The organism is Fortiea sp. LEGE XX443 (assembly GCF_015206815.1).
Lineage (GTDB): Bacteria > Cyanobacteriota > Cyanobacteriia > Cyanobacteriales > Nostocaceae > Nostoc_B.
In genome coordinates this window covers 1-16,861 of record NZ_JADEXZ010000009.1, presented here as the reverse complement: position 1 = coordinate 16,861, position 16,861 = coordinate 1, and the positions used below count along the sequence as shown (strand labels likewise).

Genomic DNA, 16,861 nt, shown 5'->3' with positions numbered 1-16,861 from the left:
CACAAAATGATGCCTTGCTAAGTACACTCACCAAAGACAAGTAGGCACTGCAATAAACACACCTGTTCATCTTCTAAAATAGAGGATAAGTTGCTTAGAGAATGTTAATAATGAGTCAATTTAATCTTTTTTTCGTGAATAGCTACTCTTTCCTGGAGATAGCATCTGAAAATCTACAAGACTTGATGTAAATAATTTTAGCCCCTAAAGGCCATACTCAATGACGGCGATCGCATCTCAATATTACCACTATCATCTACTGCAATGATCAAATTTTTTAGCGTATGTATGTGTTTAGCTAGTCAAATGCTTGGCTGTATTTCTATTTATTAATTTAGTCATGGCTAATTACACATCTAGGACAAACACCCTTGTAAAGCAGCAATGATTGAGAAAAAGATGATATAACGCGCTACAATCAGCTTCACTTGATGTGAAACATCTGTCAACCTCGATTAGAAGCTGGCTATCAGGTTCATATTTATACTTGAAGTATTTGCCAAAATTGTGAACACCAATGTCTAATCATTCTTTAGGTAGATAATTTTGAATGTTTGGAGAGTTGGGCTAATACCAATGAACAAGCACAAACTCCAAAAAATGGGCTTTCAAAGAAGAATTACACTTGAGCAACTTTTTTAGGATAAGTGTATCACTAAGAATATAGGCTAAGGACAATAATTGTGCTTGTCTGGAAACCTCATCACCAAATCATCAAGACGACCGTAAAAGCAGAAGATTACTCCTGATATTAAATCTTGTATAGGATAACCCCTTCTGTTAAAATTAACTATACCACTAGGATTAAATACTTACTAGCTACAAAATAAGAGAATCTCAGACGAGTAACAGACGTTAATTTGGTTGTCTACCCGTCTGATAAATCTTTATGTGGCTGAGTAGCAAGTACACAGGAAAAACCAATGGGGTAAACTCCTGGCTTCAAAATCTGCTGTGTGAAAAATTATTGATTGACACATTTAGTATTTAGAGGAGATTTATGACAAATAAGCCGGAACGCGTGGTACTAATTGGAGTAGCCGGAGACTCCGGGTGTGGCAAGTCTACTTTTTTGCGTCGTTTGATCGACTTATTTGGTGAAGGGTTTATGACAGTCATCTGTTTAGATGACTATCATTGCCTAGATCGCAAACAGCGCAAAGAAACTGGGATAACTGCACTTGACCCCAGGGCAAACAATTTCGACTTGATGTATGAGCAAATTAAAGCGCTCAAAGAAGGTCAAGCGATTGATAAGCCGATTTATAACCACGAAACCGGCATGATTGATCCGCCAGAAAGAGTAGAGCCAAATCACATTATTGTGGTGGAAGGTCTACATCCTTTATATGATGAACGGGTGCGATCGCTGCTTGATTTCAGCGTATATTTTGACATCAGCGATGAAGTTAAAATTGCCTGGAAAATTCAACGTGATATGGCAGAAAGAGGTCATCGCTACGAAGATGTCTTAGCTGCTATCAACTCCCGTAAACCCGACTTTACAAAATACATCGAACCCCAAAGAGAATTCGCCGACGTAGTTCTCCAAGTATTACCCACTAACCTGATTAAAAACGATACAGACCGCAAAGTTTTGCGGGTACGTATGTTACAGCGGGAAGGCAAGGAAGGCTTTACTCCAGTCTACCTCTTTGATGAAGGGTCAACAATTCACTGGACTCCTTGTGGACGCAAGCTGACCTGTTCCTATCCTGGTATGCAACTGTACTACGGTTCCGATGTTTACTACGGCCGCTATGTCTCAGTCCTAGAGGTAGATGGTCAATTTGACAACCTAGATGAAGTAATTTACATCGAAAACCACCTCAGCAACACATCCACCAAGTATGAAGGTGAGATGACTCACTTGTTACTCCAACACCGTGAATATCCAGGTTCCAACAATGGAACTGGTTTGTTCCAAGTGCTGACAGGTTTAAAAATGCGTGCTGCCTACGAACGTTTGACATCAAAGGAAGCAAAACTAGCAGTTCAAGTCTAAAACAAAACAGCAGTGTTTGTGTCAAAGTTTTGGGGGTGCTTCCGGGGGCATCCCCTTTTTATTTAGGTGACTTAGGGAACGAATTTCCACTGTTGCCTTTGATGACTACTATTGAAAATCCCCAATATTTAACTAATACTTCCTTTACAAATACTCAAACTTGATTATGTGTTTTGAAAGATCACACTACACTTACTACCGAATGTGTCAAGATTGGTATGATTCCAAAAATAATCGTCTGAACTAAATAGCTATATTTAGTCAGTGATAATAACATCACAGGAGGAAGTTTCTTTGTCTCGACGCTATTTATTTACCTCCGAGTCAGTAACTGAAGGTCATCCAGATAAAATCTGCGATCAAATTTCAGATACAATTCTTGATGCTTTACTGACACAAGACCCTAGTAGTCGTGTTGCTGCTGAGGTAGTAGTTAACACTGGCTTAGTTCTAATTACAGGTGAAATTACCACCAAAGCCAATGTCAATTATGTAAATCTTGCTCGCAAAAAAATAGCCGAAATTGGTTATGTCGATGCAGATAACGGCTTTTCTGCTAACAGCACCAGTGTTATCGTAGCATTAGATGAACAATCGCCTGACATTGCCCAAGGCGTTAACATCGCCCAAGAAACTCGCCAACAGGATAGTGATGAACTATTCGATACCATTGGCGCAGGCGACCAAGGCATCATGTTTGGCTTTGCTTGCAACGAAACCCCTGAACTGATGCCCTTACCCATCAGTCTTGCCCACCGCATTGCTCGCCGACTGGCAGCAGTCCGCAAAACAGGTGAATTGGCATACCTGCGTCCTGATGGTAAAACCCAAGTTACCATAGTCTACGAAGATGGTAGACCCGTAGGCATTGATACTATCCTGATTTCCACTCAGCATACAGCTACCATTGGGGAAATTAAGGATGAGGCAGCCGTGCAAGCTAAAATCAGACAAGACCTCTGGTCAGCAGTGGTCGCACCTGTTTTTAGTGATATTGACATTAAGCCCGATCAAGATACACGCTTTTTAGTCAACCCCACAGGTAAATTTGTTATTGGTGGGCCTCAAGGTGATTCTGGGCTGACAGGACGGAAAATCATCATTGATACGTATGGTGGTTATTCTCGACACGGTGGTGGTGCTTTTTCTGGTAAAGACCCCACAAAGGTAGACCGTTCTGCTGCTTACGCTGCTCGCCATGTGGCAAAAAACATTGTAGCTGCGGGGTTGGCAGAAAAATGTGAAGTTCAGCTGAGTTATGCCATTGGTGTAGCCAGACCAGTCAGTATTTTTCTGGATACTTTTGGGACTGGGAAAGTAGATGATGAAATCTTGTTGGAATTAGTCAAACAGAACTTTGAACTACGGCCAGCGGGGATTATTCATACTTTCAATTTACGCAAGTTACCAAGTGAAAGAGGCGGACGTTTTTATCAGGACATCGCGGCTTACGGTCATTTGGGACGAAACGATTTAGACTTGCCTTGGGAACAAACCGATAAGGCAGAATTGTTGAAGCAAGCAGTTGACAAGTTACGTTCAACAGCGACAGCGATCGCCTAGTAGCATACTACACTAAAAATCACAGTAACATTATAAGCAACTACCTCTGTCTTGATATTACTCAAGTAGTAACAAGACAGAGGCTTTTTATTGCTAAAGACTCTAAAAATAGGAAATTTGTTTGAGAGTTGCAGTAATTGATGATAAGATATCATATGGATAAATCTGTCTACTATCTAGATATTTAAATCAGCTAAGGTAAGAGTAAAATAAAGTACAGCGTAGCTAATAGTTAAAAACCACTGCAATTAACTGGGTTTCAAAAACAGTAACGATCAGGATAAAATCCCAGAATACGCTTTACTCTAGAAAAGTATTGATTACAAACACAGATTTTTCCATTTATGCAGTGTTGTTGTATACATTCATATCAAAATCACCCAAATACAATGAAGTCATGGCAATTATTTAAAGAATAATTATTTACGCTGCTTCTCAAAAAAAATTGTGTAGGTGTTAATCACCGGTTAATTTAATTTTAAAGATGAAATTGATGTGGCGATTTTTGCGGCAGGGCGAGGAGATTTGACGAATGCAAACTCACAAGCCTAACCCAATTGACGGCAGTTTAGAAAGCAAAAAAGTGCCAACCGAAGATTCATCAACCGAAGAACTACCAACTATAGAATTTCCCTCCAGTGGGAAACTCAAGGCAAGTTCTTGGCGGATACATCAGAAAATTGGCTATGGCTACTTTGTAGCTATTGGTATTGGCTTTTTTGGTTCACTTACTGGTTTGGTGATTGCCAACTACTATCGGGGGCGAGAAATTAGGCAGTTTAATCAAGCCCAAGAACAACGCCAACTACTGACTAACTATAAAAACGCAGTAGTTGGGGCGCAATTACATAGTTCTAATTTAGTTGCAGTACTAGAAAATTCAAAACAATTATTAACTAAGAAAACCGATTTTTTAGATAATGTTAATAAAGCTCAGGATTTAGAGCAAAAGATTGGCGATTTTATTGAAAAAAAACCGATGCAATTAGCAGCAACAAGTGCTAATTTGCAAGCTCTATTAGAAGATTATGCAATTAATTTAAGATATTATGTTGACAAAATAGAATCTGTATTAAAAGAAGTCGAGCAACAGCCCTTACAACCAGAGCAAATCATTTTAGTCAGAGAGGAGTTATTAAAAATAATGCGTGGTGAAACTGCCATGCAGTTAGATCGTCTTTCAATCAAATTAACTAATATTCTGCAAACGGCCGAAAATCAAGAACAGGACAGACAAAAGGACGTAGAGCAGGCTAAAGGAGTTGAGAGATTAATTGTAATGGTGAGTATGCTGGTGTCAGTAGCGATCGCCGCTATTATAGCTTGGCGCACCAGTCGAGCGATCGCAGAACCAGTCATTACCGTTACCCAAGTAGCAGAACAAGTCGCCCGAAAATCTAATTTTGATTTACGCGCACCTGTCACCACCGAAGATGAAATTGGCTTGTTAGCAAAATCGCTCAATCGTCTCATTGAACGGGTATCTGAGCGCACTAAACAACTAGAACAAGCTAAAGAATTAGCCGAAGCTGCTAGTAAAGCCAAGAGTGTATTTCTGGCAAACGTCAGTCACGAATTACGTACACCGTTAAATGCAGTAATTGGACTGAGCCAACTACTGCAAGATGACGCTACAGATTTAAATTTATCGGGAGATTTTATTACTGATTTAGAAACAATCAATTCCGCAGGTAGGCATTTACTAGAATTGATTAACGACATCCTCGACTTGTCAAAAATTGAAGCGGGGAAAATGACTCTTTATCCAGAGACATTTGAAATTGCCAACCTGATTAATAATCTTGTCCTAACTATTAAGCCATCTATAGAAAAAAATGGCAATATTTTAGAAATAGATTGCGACGAGCAACTAGGAACAATGTATACAGATCAAACAAGGATGCGGCAAGTATTATTAAATCTGCTGAGTAATGCTGCTAAATTTACCAATCACGGTAAAGTAACACTAACTGTTAAAAGTGAGAAACCAAACTCACCATCAGAAGCTCCTTTAGGCATGATTTTATTTACGGTTGCTGATACAGGAATTGGTATGACTCATCATCAACAGCAACAGTTATTTCAACCTTTTATTCAAGGGGATAATTCAACCACTAAAAAGTATGGTGGTACGGGGCTGGGGTTAGCAATTAGTCGCCATTTTTGCCAGATGATGGGTGGTGAGATTTTGGTGAAAAGTCAGCCAGGGGTAGGCTCGATTTTTACTGTGCGCTTACCTCTGACTGTTAAGGAATAGACTTTCTTCCCAGATTACTCTTAGGTACTTTGTCAAGTTTGAATTAAGGCATAAGTCCAATTTGAGTTCTCTTCTTTTTCTCTTTCTAGCTTTTGAGAACGTCTAACGACAAACGCACTCTACTTTATGATCAGCCGCTAACTTGTCTATGGTTTTTTCTCTGTATCAGTTACTTTTTCCAGAAACGCTGACGCAACCGCACAACAAAAATATTCACTTCTGGAATTTTCATGAGTGAAGCGATCGCAGCAAACACAACTAAACCAATTAAACCAGCAACTGACAACTGTACTAACTGAATTACTAAGCCTTTTGTACCTAATAACTGCTGCAAACCAAATAAAGTAGCATAGCTGGCTACTCCAGCAACAATACTACCGCTAGTTAAACCGAAAATTGGCAAACTCCACTCACGCCAAGGTAAACCGTTAAGCTTGCGATCTAGCAACCATAACAGCATTAACATTGAACTGCAATTAACACCAACAGTTGCTAACACCAAACCCGGTGCGCCAAACTGTTTTACTAACAACCAATCCAGTACAGCGTTAAGCAAAATGTTAAAAGTGCTGATGCGAAACGGTGTTTGTCCATCTCCCAAGGCGTAAAATACCCGCACCAAAACATCACGCCCTAAATAAGCAAACATCCCTATGCCATAGGCAACCAACAGTGAAGAAACCAACTGCGTAGCATCTTGCTTAAAGGCTCCTCGTTCATATACTACCTGCACAATTGGCACAGATAAAACCACCATTAACGCTCCCAGAGGTAACATGGTGACGGCAGTCAATAATAATCCTTGGCGGATGCGTAATTTCAAGTCTGGCCAATTTTCTGGTTCGGCTAGTTTGGCAAAAATTGGTAATAAAGGCAACAAAATAATATTAGAAATAATCCCTAAAGGCGTTTGTACCAACAAATTCGCATAGTTAAAACCAGCCGCAGCACCAGGGATAGGACTGGCAAAATAAAGGTCTGTAGCGACATTAATCGGCATCATTCCCGAAGAAATTGTTGCCGGTGTCATGATTCTAATTACTTCTTGAACGCCAGGAGCTTTAAAATCAAACCGCAGACGTAAAGTACCTAATCCCAATCGCCACTGGACAATTAGCTGCACTATCCATTGGAGAATTGCCCCGGCTAAAGTTCCCCAAGCTAACACCATCCCACCAATAAAGGCATATTCTGGCAAAATAATGTCTTTGCCCAATTGCAAAGTCAAAATACTAATGCCTGCAACTACAGTAATACTGGATAGCAAGGGGCTAATAGAAAGCAACCAATATTGATGAGCAGCATTGAGAGTACCGAATCCAATGCCAATCAATCCCGAAAATAAAGCCATTGGAGCCATAATTCGGAGTTGTTGGATAGCGATCGCTCTAGTGTTAGGTGCTAAACCATAACCAACAATATCAACAATCGTATCTGCTAAGAAAACCTGAGCAACAGTCACCAGCAACAAGATTCCACCTACTAGGGTTGTCACCGTTTCCACTAGAGGGGCTGCTTCTTTTTGTTTGCGCTTTGCTAAAACGCTGACAACTGCACTGTGTAATGGCCCATTTACACCACCCAGTAATATCAATAAAAAACCAGGAATAATATAAGCATAGCTATAGGCTGTAGCAGCAGCACCCACACCAAAAGCGGCTGCGATCGCCTGCTGTCTTACTAAACCAAATACTTTACTAATTAAGGTGGCTGCGGCAACAATGCCAGCAATCCCAGCGAAAGAACGAGAGGGTTTTGGCTCTTGATTAGTCACAAATAATACCTGAGAACTCTGGAGAAGGATGAAGTTTCAAGGTTAAAAGCTGAACAATCCACATTTAAAAACATTTAATTAATATATTTCAAACTTCCCACTTCATCGTTTTATTTACACCCCAAGCTCTCCCGCGTAGCGACACCTGTAATTAAATTGACCCCATCTGCTCTCTCGCAAAGTAGCGACACCTGATAACGGTCAATTAAAGCGTCAGTGAAATCCGCGCCAGTGATGTCAGCATCGTAAAAGCGGCTACTAGTCAATGTAGCTTCGGTAAAATTAGCATTTTTTAAGTTAGCACTATCTAAAGTAGCGCGATCTACTAAAGCACCCGTCAAGTTTGCGCCTTCTAAATTAGCCTTTAATAAAACACCCTTAGTAAAAATAGCGTTGCTTAAATTCGCTCCTTGGAAATTTGTACCCCGCATTTCCGCAGCTACAAAAGTTACACCTACCAAATCAGCATTGGCAAAGTCCCGGTTTTCTAAATTGGTATTGCTGTAGTTGATTGTATTAATTTGAGCAAAGGCTGGTCTTGGGCTAAGTATTATCCACAGACCAGCCAAAAGCAAAATTATAATTAAATTTAATAAACTCAGCCAAATCTTTTTCATAGCTTTACTAACTTTACAACCAAGTTATGAAGAATAAGTAAAATTTAATTCTTGTAAACTTAATAAACTCAGCCAAATCTTTTTCATAACTTTACTAATTGTCTATGTAGTCAATAGTCAACAGCCAAATAAGTAATGACTTTTGACTTTTGACTACTGACTATTTCCAATCTTTCCCAACTCGAATTGTGATATCAGATTCCAAATCTCCAGATGTTGACACCTCGATTTGACCTAAGCCTAAGACTTTTTGCAAGTCAATTCCAGGCTGTCGGCTGCCTTTTTGGACAATAATCTGAGTTTGGCGCTGGCTATCTGGCCAATCCGAGACTGTGTAAATATTTTTAAAGCCTTTCTCTTTAAGATAAGCAATAACTTTTTCTGTTACTTGTGGTTGATTAGAAGCATTTTGAATAGCAATTTTGAGGTTAGAAACCGGACGCACATCTGATTTGAGTCCGGGTACATCTACCCCAACATAATTATTCAGTAGATTCTGTTGTCCCGTCATATTCAGCCAATAGCTATTGGGATCTTTACTGAAACGGCTGAATGTACCAGGTAAAGTGGTCATTTGGAAATTATTCCGCTCCACATTTACAGAAAAATTCACCAACGCCATCATTTCTTCTATCTTTAAGTTGGTATCAAAATATTTCCGCATGATGCGGGTTAATTGAGGCAACTTAGGTAGAACAGTAGGACTATTTAGGCGTTGGACTAATGCCGACATGAGTGCTTGTTGACGTTGTACTCTCGGTAAATCCCCCAATCCATCCTCACGGAAACGGGCAAACTTTTCTGCCTGTTCGCCGTTGAGGGTTTGCCAGCCACTGACTAGATTAATTGACAGCTGACTGCTACTGTCTTGATATTCCATTGCTTTAGGTACAAATACTTCTATTCCACCCAATTGATCAACTAATTGCCTTAAGCCACTGGTAGAAATCCTAATGTAGCGGTCAATTGGGGCATTATTCAAAGTACGGCTCACTACCCGCGCTGCCAAGACTGGCCCACCTTGAGGATTGGCTTCAGATAGCTTTGTTAATCCCTTTTCTGGGATTGCAATCATGGTATCTCTGGGAATAGAAAGTACTCGAATTGATTTATCACTGGGGTTGAGGCGTACCAAGAGCATAGTGTCGCTTTTACCAGCAAAACTTTCTGGTGAGCCATCCACAGCATCATTGACTGGCTCAATTCCCATAATCAAAATATTCATGGGACGTGATAGCTGGTATTGAGAAATTTTGCTCCATAATTCCCCTGGTAAGGGCATCTTCTGCTCATCTTTACCAGCAAATCCCAGTTCTTCATCTGTTTTATCCAGATTGCTCCACAAGGGAGTCCATAGCGCCAAGGTCGATACCAGCAGCCCAGAGAGAATTATCCCCATCACCACCGTGAGTATCCACAGTAGCCAACGGGGCATACTCAAGCCCAATCTATCGTACAGTTCGTTGGGGATGGCACTCACCGACTCGACAACGCTACGAGAAGCGTTGGTTGGTGCTTGAGTCATTACCTCCGAATCGGTCGCTGACAATGATTGCAGCGTTCCCTGGCTATCTACCCGTTGTATTTGACCAGGTGTTACCTCAAACTCTATATCTGGTATTTGTTGAGGTGTAACCTGATTTTCTGACCATTGAACTTCTCTAATCACAATTCTCTCCCCACTCAACCACTGCCTTAAAAGTTATGTTAATGCAAGCTACAAATCTTGCCAGCGTAAAAGCTCACTGTAAACTTGTATTGTTCTTACGTAGCTGTGTATGACAACATGAATAGTTCATTGTTCCCCGTCATCCTTGCTGGTGGCAAAGGTGAGCGTTTTTGGCCTCTAAGTCGAAAAAATCGACCTAAACAATTTTTAAGCTTGGATGGCAGTTCTAAAAGTTTACTGCAAGCAACCGCTGAACGATTGCTCCCATTGGCAGACAGTTGGGATTCCTTATGGGTGATTACTTCCAGCCAGATAGCGGAAGGTGTTCGCCAACAGTTACCCGAACTGCCATCGCAAAACTTACTGATTGAGGTAGAGGGAAGGGATACTGCCGCTGCTGTTGCTTGGACAAGTTTAGAAATTAAAAAGCGTTATGGAGAAGACGCTATCATTGGCTTTTTTCCTGCTGATCATTGGATAGCTGACCAGCAAGCGTTTACAGACACAATAAAGGCTGCTACTCAACTAGCAACAAGCACCAAAGCGATTGTTACTTTAGGAATCAAGCCCACTTTTCCATCAACTGGTTACGGCTACATTGAACAAGGTGAAAAGATTGGTAGCTTTAATGAGTTGCCAGCTTATCATGTCAACCGCTTTACTGAAAAGCCCAGCCGTGAATTAGCAGAAACTTTTTTATCTACGGGACGTTTTAGCTGGAATAGTGGCATGTTTGTGTTTCGGGCTGGGGTTGTTCTTGAGGAACTACACACCCACGCCCCAGAAATCATCAAACCCCTGGAACAATATGGCTCTGAGGTTTACCCCCAGTTGCCTAAAAAGAGTATAGACTATGCACTCATGGAAAAGACCAATCTAGCATATGTCATGCCGGTGGAATTTGGTTGGGATGATTTAGGAGATTGGAATGCGATCGAGCGTTTACTAAAAAAAGAAGAGAATCCCAATGTAGAATTAGCTACTCATGTAGGAGTGGATACGCAAGGAGCTATTGTTTATGCTACTAATCCAGAGGATGTAATTGTTACTATTGGTTTAGAGGATGTGGTGATTGTGCGCGATCGCAATGTCACTCTCATCGTCAACAAAGAACGCACCCAAGAAATTAAACAGGTTCTTAAAATCCTGCAAAGTGATCCCCGCTTTACTGACCTACTGTAACTATAAAAATTAAAACTCTTGACAGAGGCTTGAAAGCTATTTTTTCTATTATAACTTGACTGTTTGTTATTTTTACTGACAGTTATGACTACCCTCAGCTTTGAGCCTCTGGCCAAGACAATGGCGATTAACTTCATCACAGCTTATCAGAAATATATTTCACCATTTAAAGGATTTTCTTGTCCCCATCGCCAGTTGCATGGTGGAGAATCTTGCTCAACTTACATTAAAAGAATGTTTTATGAGCAGAGCTTGATAGAAGTCGTAAAATCATCTCAACAAAGATTTCAAGACTGTGTTTTTGCCAGTAAAACTTTAACTAAAAATAGCTCTGGCTGTATTGTAATTCCCTGTTGTCTACCCTTTTAACTTCTCTGCTTCCTGGCAGTTGCTTACCAAAATGTTCCTGACTCAAACTGTTCCTCGTCAACGAGAAATTATTGAAGTAGTGCTTCGTAATGGCTGGGATTATATGCGAAGGCTGCTGACTGGTGGCAAAGCTGATGAACCGCAGCTACCTACCCCAGCGGTATTAAAAAATATCCTGGTAGATTTAGGGCCTGTTTATGTCAAGCTTGGTCAGCTATTATCTACCAGACCAGATTTACTGAGTGCTGCCTACATTGAGGAACTATCAACGCTGCAAGATGAAGTACCGCCAGTACCTTGGGCAGAGGTAGAAGTAGTTATCCGCAAACAGCTAAAACGTCCGCTGGAAGAAGTTTTTCCGAAAATTAATTCAGTACCAGTGGCAGCGGGATCAATTGCCCAGACCCATCGTGCCACATTAGCAGATGGTCGGGAAGTAGCGCTGAAGGTGCAACGTCCTGGAATTGATATTACCATTGCCCAAGATATTGCTTTAATTCAGGGGATCGCTGATTTAGTTGCCCGGACTGACTTTGGGCAAACTTACGAAATTAAATCTATTGCCGAAGAATTTACCAAAGCTTTAGAGGCCGAGTTAGATTTTACACGGGAAGCCGGTTTTACAGACCAACTACGACGTAATTTATCCAAGGGTCGCTGGTTTGACCCAAAACAAATTGTAGTTGCGGAAATTCACTGGCATCTCACATCAGAAAAGTTATTGGTGATGGAATGGTTAGATGGAGTGCCTTTACTGTCAGCAACGTTGAGCGGTGACAAAAATGGTAAAGATATTACAACCCAACGTAAAGATATCACCACTTTACTATTTCGGGCATTTTTCCAACAGCTATATATTGATGGCTTTTTTCATGCCGATCCCCATCCGGGAAATTTATTTTACCTCCAAGATGGTCGGGTGGCGCTTCTAGATTGTGGCATGGTCGGCAGACTTGATCCCCGGACTCAGCAGATTTTAACAGAGATGTTGTTGGCGATCGTGGATTTAGATGCGGGAAGGTGCGCTCAGTTAACTTTGCAACTAGCAGATTCGGCACAGCCCGTAATTGTGGCGCGATTAGAAAACGATTACGATCGCATGTTGCGAAAATATCATAATGTCAGCTTGACACAGATGAATTTTAGTCAAGTAATTTATGAAATTTTGCAAGTTGCCCGCAACAATAAAATTAGATTACCTAGCAATATGGGCTTGTATGCCAAAACTCTAGCTAACTTAGAAGGGGTAGCCCGTGCCTTTAATCCAGAAATTAATCTTTTTGATGAAGTCAAGCCGTTAATTACAGACTTGTTTCAACGGCAATTGGTAGGGGAGAGTCCGGTGCGATCGCTCCTCCGCACAGCCTTGGATTTAAAAAGTTTATCATTACAATCACCCCGACAAATTGAACTATTACTCGACCGTGTAACATCAGAAACCTTGCGGTGGAATTTCTCTCTGCATGGATTAGATGGTGTGCGCCGTACTATGGACGACGCTGCCAACCGTTTATCTTTCAGTATTTTAGTAGGTTCACTGATTATGGGGGCAGCAATTATTTCTACGAAAGCGCAGACAACGCAATTATCGTTTTTAAGCAGTGTATTATTTGCAGCCGCAAGTTTATTGGGATTGTGGTTGATTATCAGTATATTGCGATCGGGGCGTTTGCGTTAGAATCTAGAGCCTTACCCAGAATTAACCACTGCAAATCATAATACTTGTATCTGGACAAAAAATAAGTATTCAAGATTTAAAACAGCAAATGGATGAATCCAGGGGTTGCGGAGCTAGTTGAGTGAGCAAATCTCCCCATTCAACAACTGCCATGCAGATGATTTATTTCACCAACATCGGGTTCCTCAAAGGTTTTAAGATAAATTGTATGTCAACTATATTTGCTGAAAATTTAAGTAAATTTTATCCGGTAGCTGTCAAAGAACCGGGTATAGCTGGGACGCTTACCCACTTTTTCCGCCGCACCTACCGTTCTATTAAAGCTGTAGAGAATGTTTCTTTTGAAATTGCTCCTGGTGAAGTAGTGGGGTTTTTGGGGCCAAACGGTGCTGGAAAAACTACCACACTCAAAATGCTTACCGGTCTAATTCATCCTTCCAGTGGGACAGTTAGAGTAGCTGGACACATTCCGTTTCAGCGCCAAGAAGCATTTTTGCAAAAAATCACCTTGGTGATGGGACAAAAACAGCAGTTGCTCTGGGACTTACCCGCACTAGACTCTTTAAAGATTAATGCTGCTGTGTACGACATCTCTGATAAAGAATTTTACGCACGGGTAAGAGAATTAACAGAGATGTTGAACTTACAAGGAAAGCTAACTCAACCAGTACGCAAGCTGTCTTTGGGTGAGCGGATGAAAGCAGAATTGTTAGCAGCACTTTTACACCGTCCGCAAGTGTTGTTTCTCGATGAACCAACCCTGGGACTGGATGTTAATGCTCAGGTAGCAGTACGTGATTTTTTACGGGACTACAATCAACGTTATCAGGCAACAGTATTATTAACTAGCCACTATATGGCTGATATTACCGCTCTGTGTGAAAGAGTGTTATTAATTCACCAAGGGAAGCTGATGTATGACGGTAGTTTGGATGGACTGCTAGAACGCTTTGCACCATACCGAGAAGTTCATGTAGAGTTAGCCCAACCATTACCTAAAGAAAAACTCCAGTTTTATGGAGATGTGCAACTTTTAGACGGGCGAGCAGTATGTTTCATGGTACAGCAAGAAGCACTTACCCGTACAGTGTCTCAGATTTTGGCAGATTTAGAAGTCATCGATTTAAAAGTGACTGAACCGCCTGTAGAAGAAGTCATAGGAAAAGTATTTCAGGCGGGAGTTGTCTAGAAACTAATGAAAAAAATTATTAGAAAAACCCTAACTTTGCTTTCTGTATACTACGCCTATATGGTGGAATATCGTGCAGAACTACTTTTATGGGTTTTGGCTGGATCTTTGCCAATTATACTGATGGGTGTTTGGATACAAGCGGCGCAAGGAGGAAGATTTGGTTTAACATCTGTGGATTTTGCCCGTTACTTTTTGACAGTTTTTGTTGTCAGGCAAATTACGGTTGTTTGGGTAATTTGGGAATTTGAAAAGGAAGTAGTAGAGGGTAAGCTATCACCTAAATTATTACAACCGCTAGATCCTGTATGGCATCACGTTGCAGCCCATCTTTCTGAGAGAGTTGCTCGCATACCATTTGCCATACTGTTAATTGGTTTGTTTTTTGTGCTGTATCCTCAGGCATTTTGGTTGCCGAGTTTAGGTCAACTGTTTCTATTTACGTTAGCGGTAATACTAGCGTTTATCCTACGATTTGTAATTCAGTACACCTTTGCAGTGTTAGCCTTTTGGACAGAACGGGCTAGTGCTTTAGAAAATTTCTGGTTTTTGTTCTTTTTATTTTTATCTGGGATGATTGCCCCTTTAAATGTATTTCCCGAAGATATCCGCAATATTGTTTTATTTACACCTTTTCCCTATTTAATTGATTTCCCCGCAAGTCTTTTGGTGGGGCTACCTGTAGATGTAGTGCAGGGGTTTTTATGTATGATCGGTTGGATAATGGTATTTTTGGGCGCAAATCGTCTGTTGTGGCGGGCAGGATTAAAGCGGTATTCTGGAATGGGTGCGTAATATTTTTTGCTTCACGCAGAGGCGCGGAGAGATTAAGAATTTTACAGTAAGGGCGTTGCTGAATTTAGGGATGAAAGAATGAACCGCATTCTCTAGCCTGTATTGACGGACTGATAAAGCTTTCAGAGATTGGCTGTCCGGAAAGTGACAGAAGAGGGGTGTCTAGGATTTTTATTGCCTCTTTTGACTCTTTCATGGTTCTTCCTCTCTCTGCCTCACTCAATTATCTTACTAAAAAAAAGCCTGAAACGATTAACTGATAATCATTTCAGGCTTGATATTCTCCAAATTCATATTTATTAAATTAGCTTTAATATCTGTGGAATGTGGGTTGTCACCCGTTAAGCAAAAAAATCTCAGAAAAAGCTCTGTAAAGCTTAAACAACAGGTAAGTCTACTACAGGTTTACAATAATGATTATCATTTTAATTAAATTCTATGTTGCCTGCTTCTTCAACTACCGACAAGCCATTGAACCCGTTCCAACGTCCCCGTCGTCTACGCCGGACAACAACGCTACGGCGGATGGTGCGGGAAACTACTCTGAGCGTAGATGACCTCATTTATCCAATGTTTGTGATGGAAGGAGAGGGGCAAAAAGTAGAAATCGCCTCTATGCCAGGGTGTTATCGATACTCTTTAGATTTATTACTCAAAGAAATAGCAGAAGTGTCACAGTTGGGGATTAATGCGATCGCATTGTTCCCCGTAATCCCCGAAAATAAAAAAGACGACACAGGCACTCAAAGTTACAACCCAGACGGGTTAATACAGCAAACCGTCAAAGCCATTAAACAAGCAATCCCAGAAATTGTTGTCATTACCGATGTTGCCCTTGACCCTTTCACCACTCATGGTCACGATGGTTTAGTAGATGAAAAAGGGACTATTCTAAATGACCTGACAGTAGAAGTGTTAGTAAAAATGGCACTATCTCAAGCCGCAGCCGGGACAGATTTTGTTGCACCTTCCGACATGATGGATGGTAGAGTCGGCGCAATTCGTCAAGCTTTAAATGCGGAAGGTTATATTAACGTCGGGATTCTAGCCTACTCTGCAAAATACGCCTCTGCTTACTATGGCCCCTTTCGTGATGCGTTGGATTCTGCTCCGAAATTTGGCGATAAAAAGACTTATCAAATGGACGCAGCTAACGCCAGAGAAGCTTTAAAAGAGATTGAACAAGATATTGCCGAAGGTGCAGATATCGTCATGGTCAAACCTGCTTTAGCTTACTTAGACATAATATGTCAGGTAAAAGAAGCTACAAATTTACCAGTTGCAGCTTACAACGTTAGCGGTGAGTACGCCATGATTAAAGCCGCTGCTCAAATGGGTTGGATTGATGAAAAACAGGTAATTTTGGAAAGCTTAACCAGCATGAAACGCGCAGGCGCAGATTTAATTTTGACTTACTTTGCTAAAGAAGTAGCTTTGATGTTGCTCTAGCTGACGAGATGAGGAAGACAAGGGAGCATTCCCTATCAAGCGTTTTTCTCTATGCCTTAATTACGAATTAGTATGACCACTATCCCTGCAAAAATTGACCTGGCGATTATTGGTGCTGGGCCTCATGCTTTGACCTTGACTACCCATCTATTGCAAAAACGGCAAAGAATTAGGGGGAAATTTTTAGTATAGCTGTCGCCATAGATATTAGGACGCAGCTTGTTTGAGAATAGTATCAATGGCATCTCGCAAATTATCCGAGTCGCGTAAGTGTTTGCGAATTCGGCTTTTCAACCAAGCCCAACACTTCTCTA

12 protein-coding genes are annotated in these 16,861 nt (G+C 41.0%); 9 read left to right on the top strand and 3 right to left on the bottom strand.

Going from position 1 to position 16,861, the window contains the following annotated elements; all coding sequences use genetic code 11:
- Positions 1 to 1,000: 1,000 nt before the first annotated feature.
- The 3 genes from IQ259_RS05895 (at position 1,001) to IQ259_RS05885 (ending at position 5,825) form a co-directional block, all read left to right on the top strand.
- Entirely contained in the window at positions 1,001 to 2,005 is a 1,005-nt protein-coding gene (locus IQ259_RS05895) for a phosphoribulokinase (protein WP_193882327.1), read from the top strand.
- A 294-nt stretch (positions 2,006 to 2,299) separates the two neighbouring features.
- Entirely contained in the window at positions 2,300 to 3,568 is a 1,269-nt protein-coding gene (gene metK / locus IQ259_RS05890) for a methionine adenosyltransferase (RefSeq protein ID WP_193882324.1), read from the top strand.
- A 532-nt stretch (positions 3,569 to 4,100) separates the two neighbouring features.
- On the top strand, positions 4,101 to 5,825 hold the full coding sequence (locus tag IQ259_RS05885; protein ID WP_193882321.1) for an ATP-binding protein: 1,725 nt from the start codon (positions 4,101 to 4,103) through the stop codon (positions 5,823 to 5,825).
- Positions 5,826 to 5,994: 169 nt separating this feature from the next.
- Here IQ259_RS05885 and murJ read toward each other — a convergent pair whose 3' ends face one another.
- From murJ to IQ259_RS05870, 3 genes are all read right to left on the bottom strand, one after another.
- The gene (murJ, locus tag IQ259_RS05880; protein ID WP_193882318.1) at positions 5,995 to 7,599 is read right to left on the bottom strand and encodes a murein biosynthesis integral membrane protein MurJ; all 1,605 of its coding nucleotides are present in this window, start codon (positions 7,597 to 7,599) and stop codon (positions 5,995 to 5,997) included.
- Between the two features lie 110 nt (positions 7,600 to 7,709).
- Positions 7,710 to 8,216 (bottom strand): pentapeptide repeat-containing protein, encoded by a 507-nt coding sequence (locus IQ259_RS05875; RefSeq protein ID WP_193882315.1) that lies wholly within the window; start codon positions 8,214 to 8,216, stop codon positions 7,710 to 7,712.
- 160 nt (positions 8,217 to 8,376) lie between these two features.
- Entirely contained in the window at positions 8,377 to 9,885 is a 1,509-nt protein-coding gene (locus tag IQ259_RS05870) for an LCP family protein (RefSeq protein WP_193882312.1), read from the bottom strand.
- 117 nt (positions 9,886 to 10,002) lie between these two features.
- Between IQ259_RS05870 and IQ259_RS05865 the strand changes: the two genes are divergently transcribed.
- From IQ259_RS05865 to hemB, 6 genes are all read left to right on the top strand, one after another.
- The gene (locus IQ259_RS05865) at positions 10,003 to 11,067 is read left to right on the top strand and encodes a mannose-1-phosphate guanylyltransferase (RefSeq protein ID WP_193882308.1); all 1,065 of its coding nucleotides are present in this window, start codon (positions 10,003 to 10,005) and stop codon (positions 11,065 to 11,067) included.
- An 84-nt stretch (positions 11,068 to 11,151) separates the two neighbouring features.
- Positions 11,152 to 11,436 (top strand): membrane protein insertion efficiency factor YidD, encoded by a 285-nt coding sequence (gene yidD, locus IQ259_RS05860; RefSeq protein WP_193882305.1) that lies wholly within the window; start codon positions 11,152 to 11,154, stop codon positions 11,434 to 11,436.
- A 31-nt stretch (positions 11,437 to 11,467) separates the two neighbouring features.
- Positions 11,468 to 13,114, top strand: a complete 1,647-nt coding sequence (locus IQ259_RS05855) for an AarF/ABC1/UbiB kinase family protein (RefSeq protein ID WP_193882302.1) — start codon at positions 11,468 to 11,470, stop codon at positions 13,112 to 13,114.
- Positions 13,115 to 13,322: 208 nt separating this feature from the next.
- The gene (locus tag IQ259_RS05850; protein WP_193882298.1) at positions 13,323 to 14,303 is read left to right on the top strand and encodes an ATP-binding cassette domain-containing protein; all 981 of its coding nucleotides are present in this window, start codon (positions 13,323 to 13,325) and stop codon (positions 14,301 to 14,303) included.
- A 6-nt stretch (positions 14,304 to 14,309) separates the two neighbouring features.
- Positions 14,310 to 15,098, top strand: a complete 789-nt coding sequence (locus IQ259_RS05845) for an ABC-2 family transporter protein (protein ID WP_193882294.1) — start codon at positions 14,310 to 14,312, stop codon at positions 15,096 to 15,098.
- Between the two features lie 438 nt (positions 15,099 to 15,536).
- Positions 15,537 to 16,547, top strand: coding sequence for a porphobilinogen synthase (gene hemB / locus IQ259_RS05840; protein WP_193882292.1), 1,011 nt, complete (start codon positions 15,537 to 15,539; stop codon positions 16,545 to 16,547).
- Positions 16,548 to 16,861: the final 314 nt, after the last annotated feature.

Coding starts and splice junctions, on each gene's coding strand:
- IQ259_RS05895 (WP_193882327.1), top strand. CDS start 1,001: ATGACAAATAAGCCGGAACGCGTGGTACTAATTGGAGTAGCCGGAGAC.
- IQ259_RS05885 (WP_193882321.1), top strand. CDS start 4,101: ATGCAAACTCACAAGCCTAACCCAATTGACGGCAGTTTAGAAAGCAAA.
- IQ259_RS05875 (WP_193882315.1), bottom strand. CDS start 8,216: ATGAAAAAGATTTGGCTGAGTTTATTAAATTTAATTATAATTTTGCTT.
- IQ259_RS05865 (WP_193882308.1), top strand. CDS start 10,003: ATGAATAGTTCATTGTTCCCCGTCATCCTTGCTGGTGGCAAAGGTGAG.
- yidD (WP_193882305.1), top strand. CDS start 11,152: ATGACTACCCTCAGCTTTGAGCCTCTGGCCAAGACAATGGCGATTAAC.
- IQ259_RS05855 (WP_193882302.1), top strand. CDS start 11,468: ATGTTCCTGACTCAAACTGTTCCTCGTCAACGAGAAATTATTGAAGTA.
- IQ259_RS05850 (WP_193882298.1), top strand. CDS start 13,323: ATGTCAACTATATTTGCTGAAAATTTAAGTAAATTTTATCCGGTAGCT.
- IQ259_RS05845 (WP_193882294.1), top strand. CDS start 14,310: ATGAAAAAAATTATTAGAAAAACCCTAACTTTGCTTTCTGTATACTAC.
- hemB (WP_193882292.1), top strand. CDS start 15,537: ATGTTGCCTGCTTCTTCAACTACCGACAAGCCATTGAACCCGTTCCAA.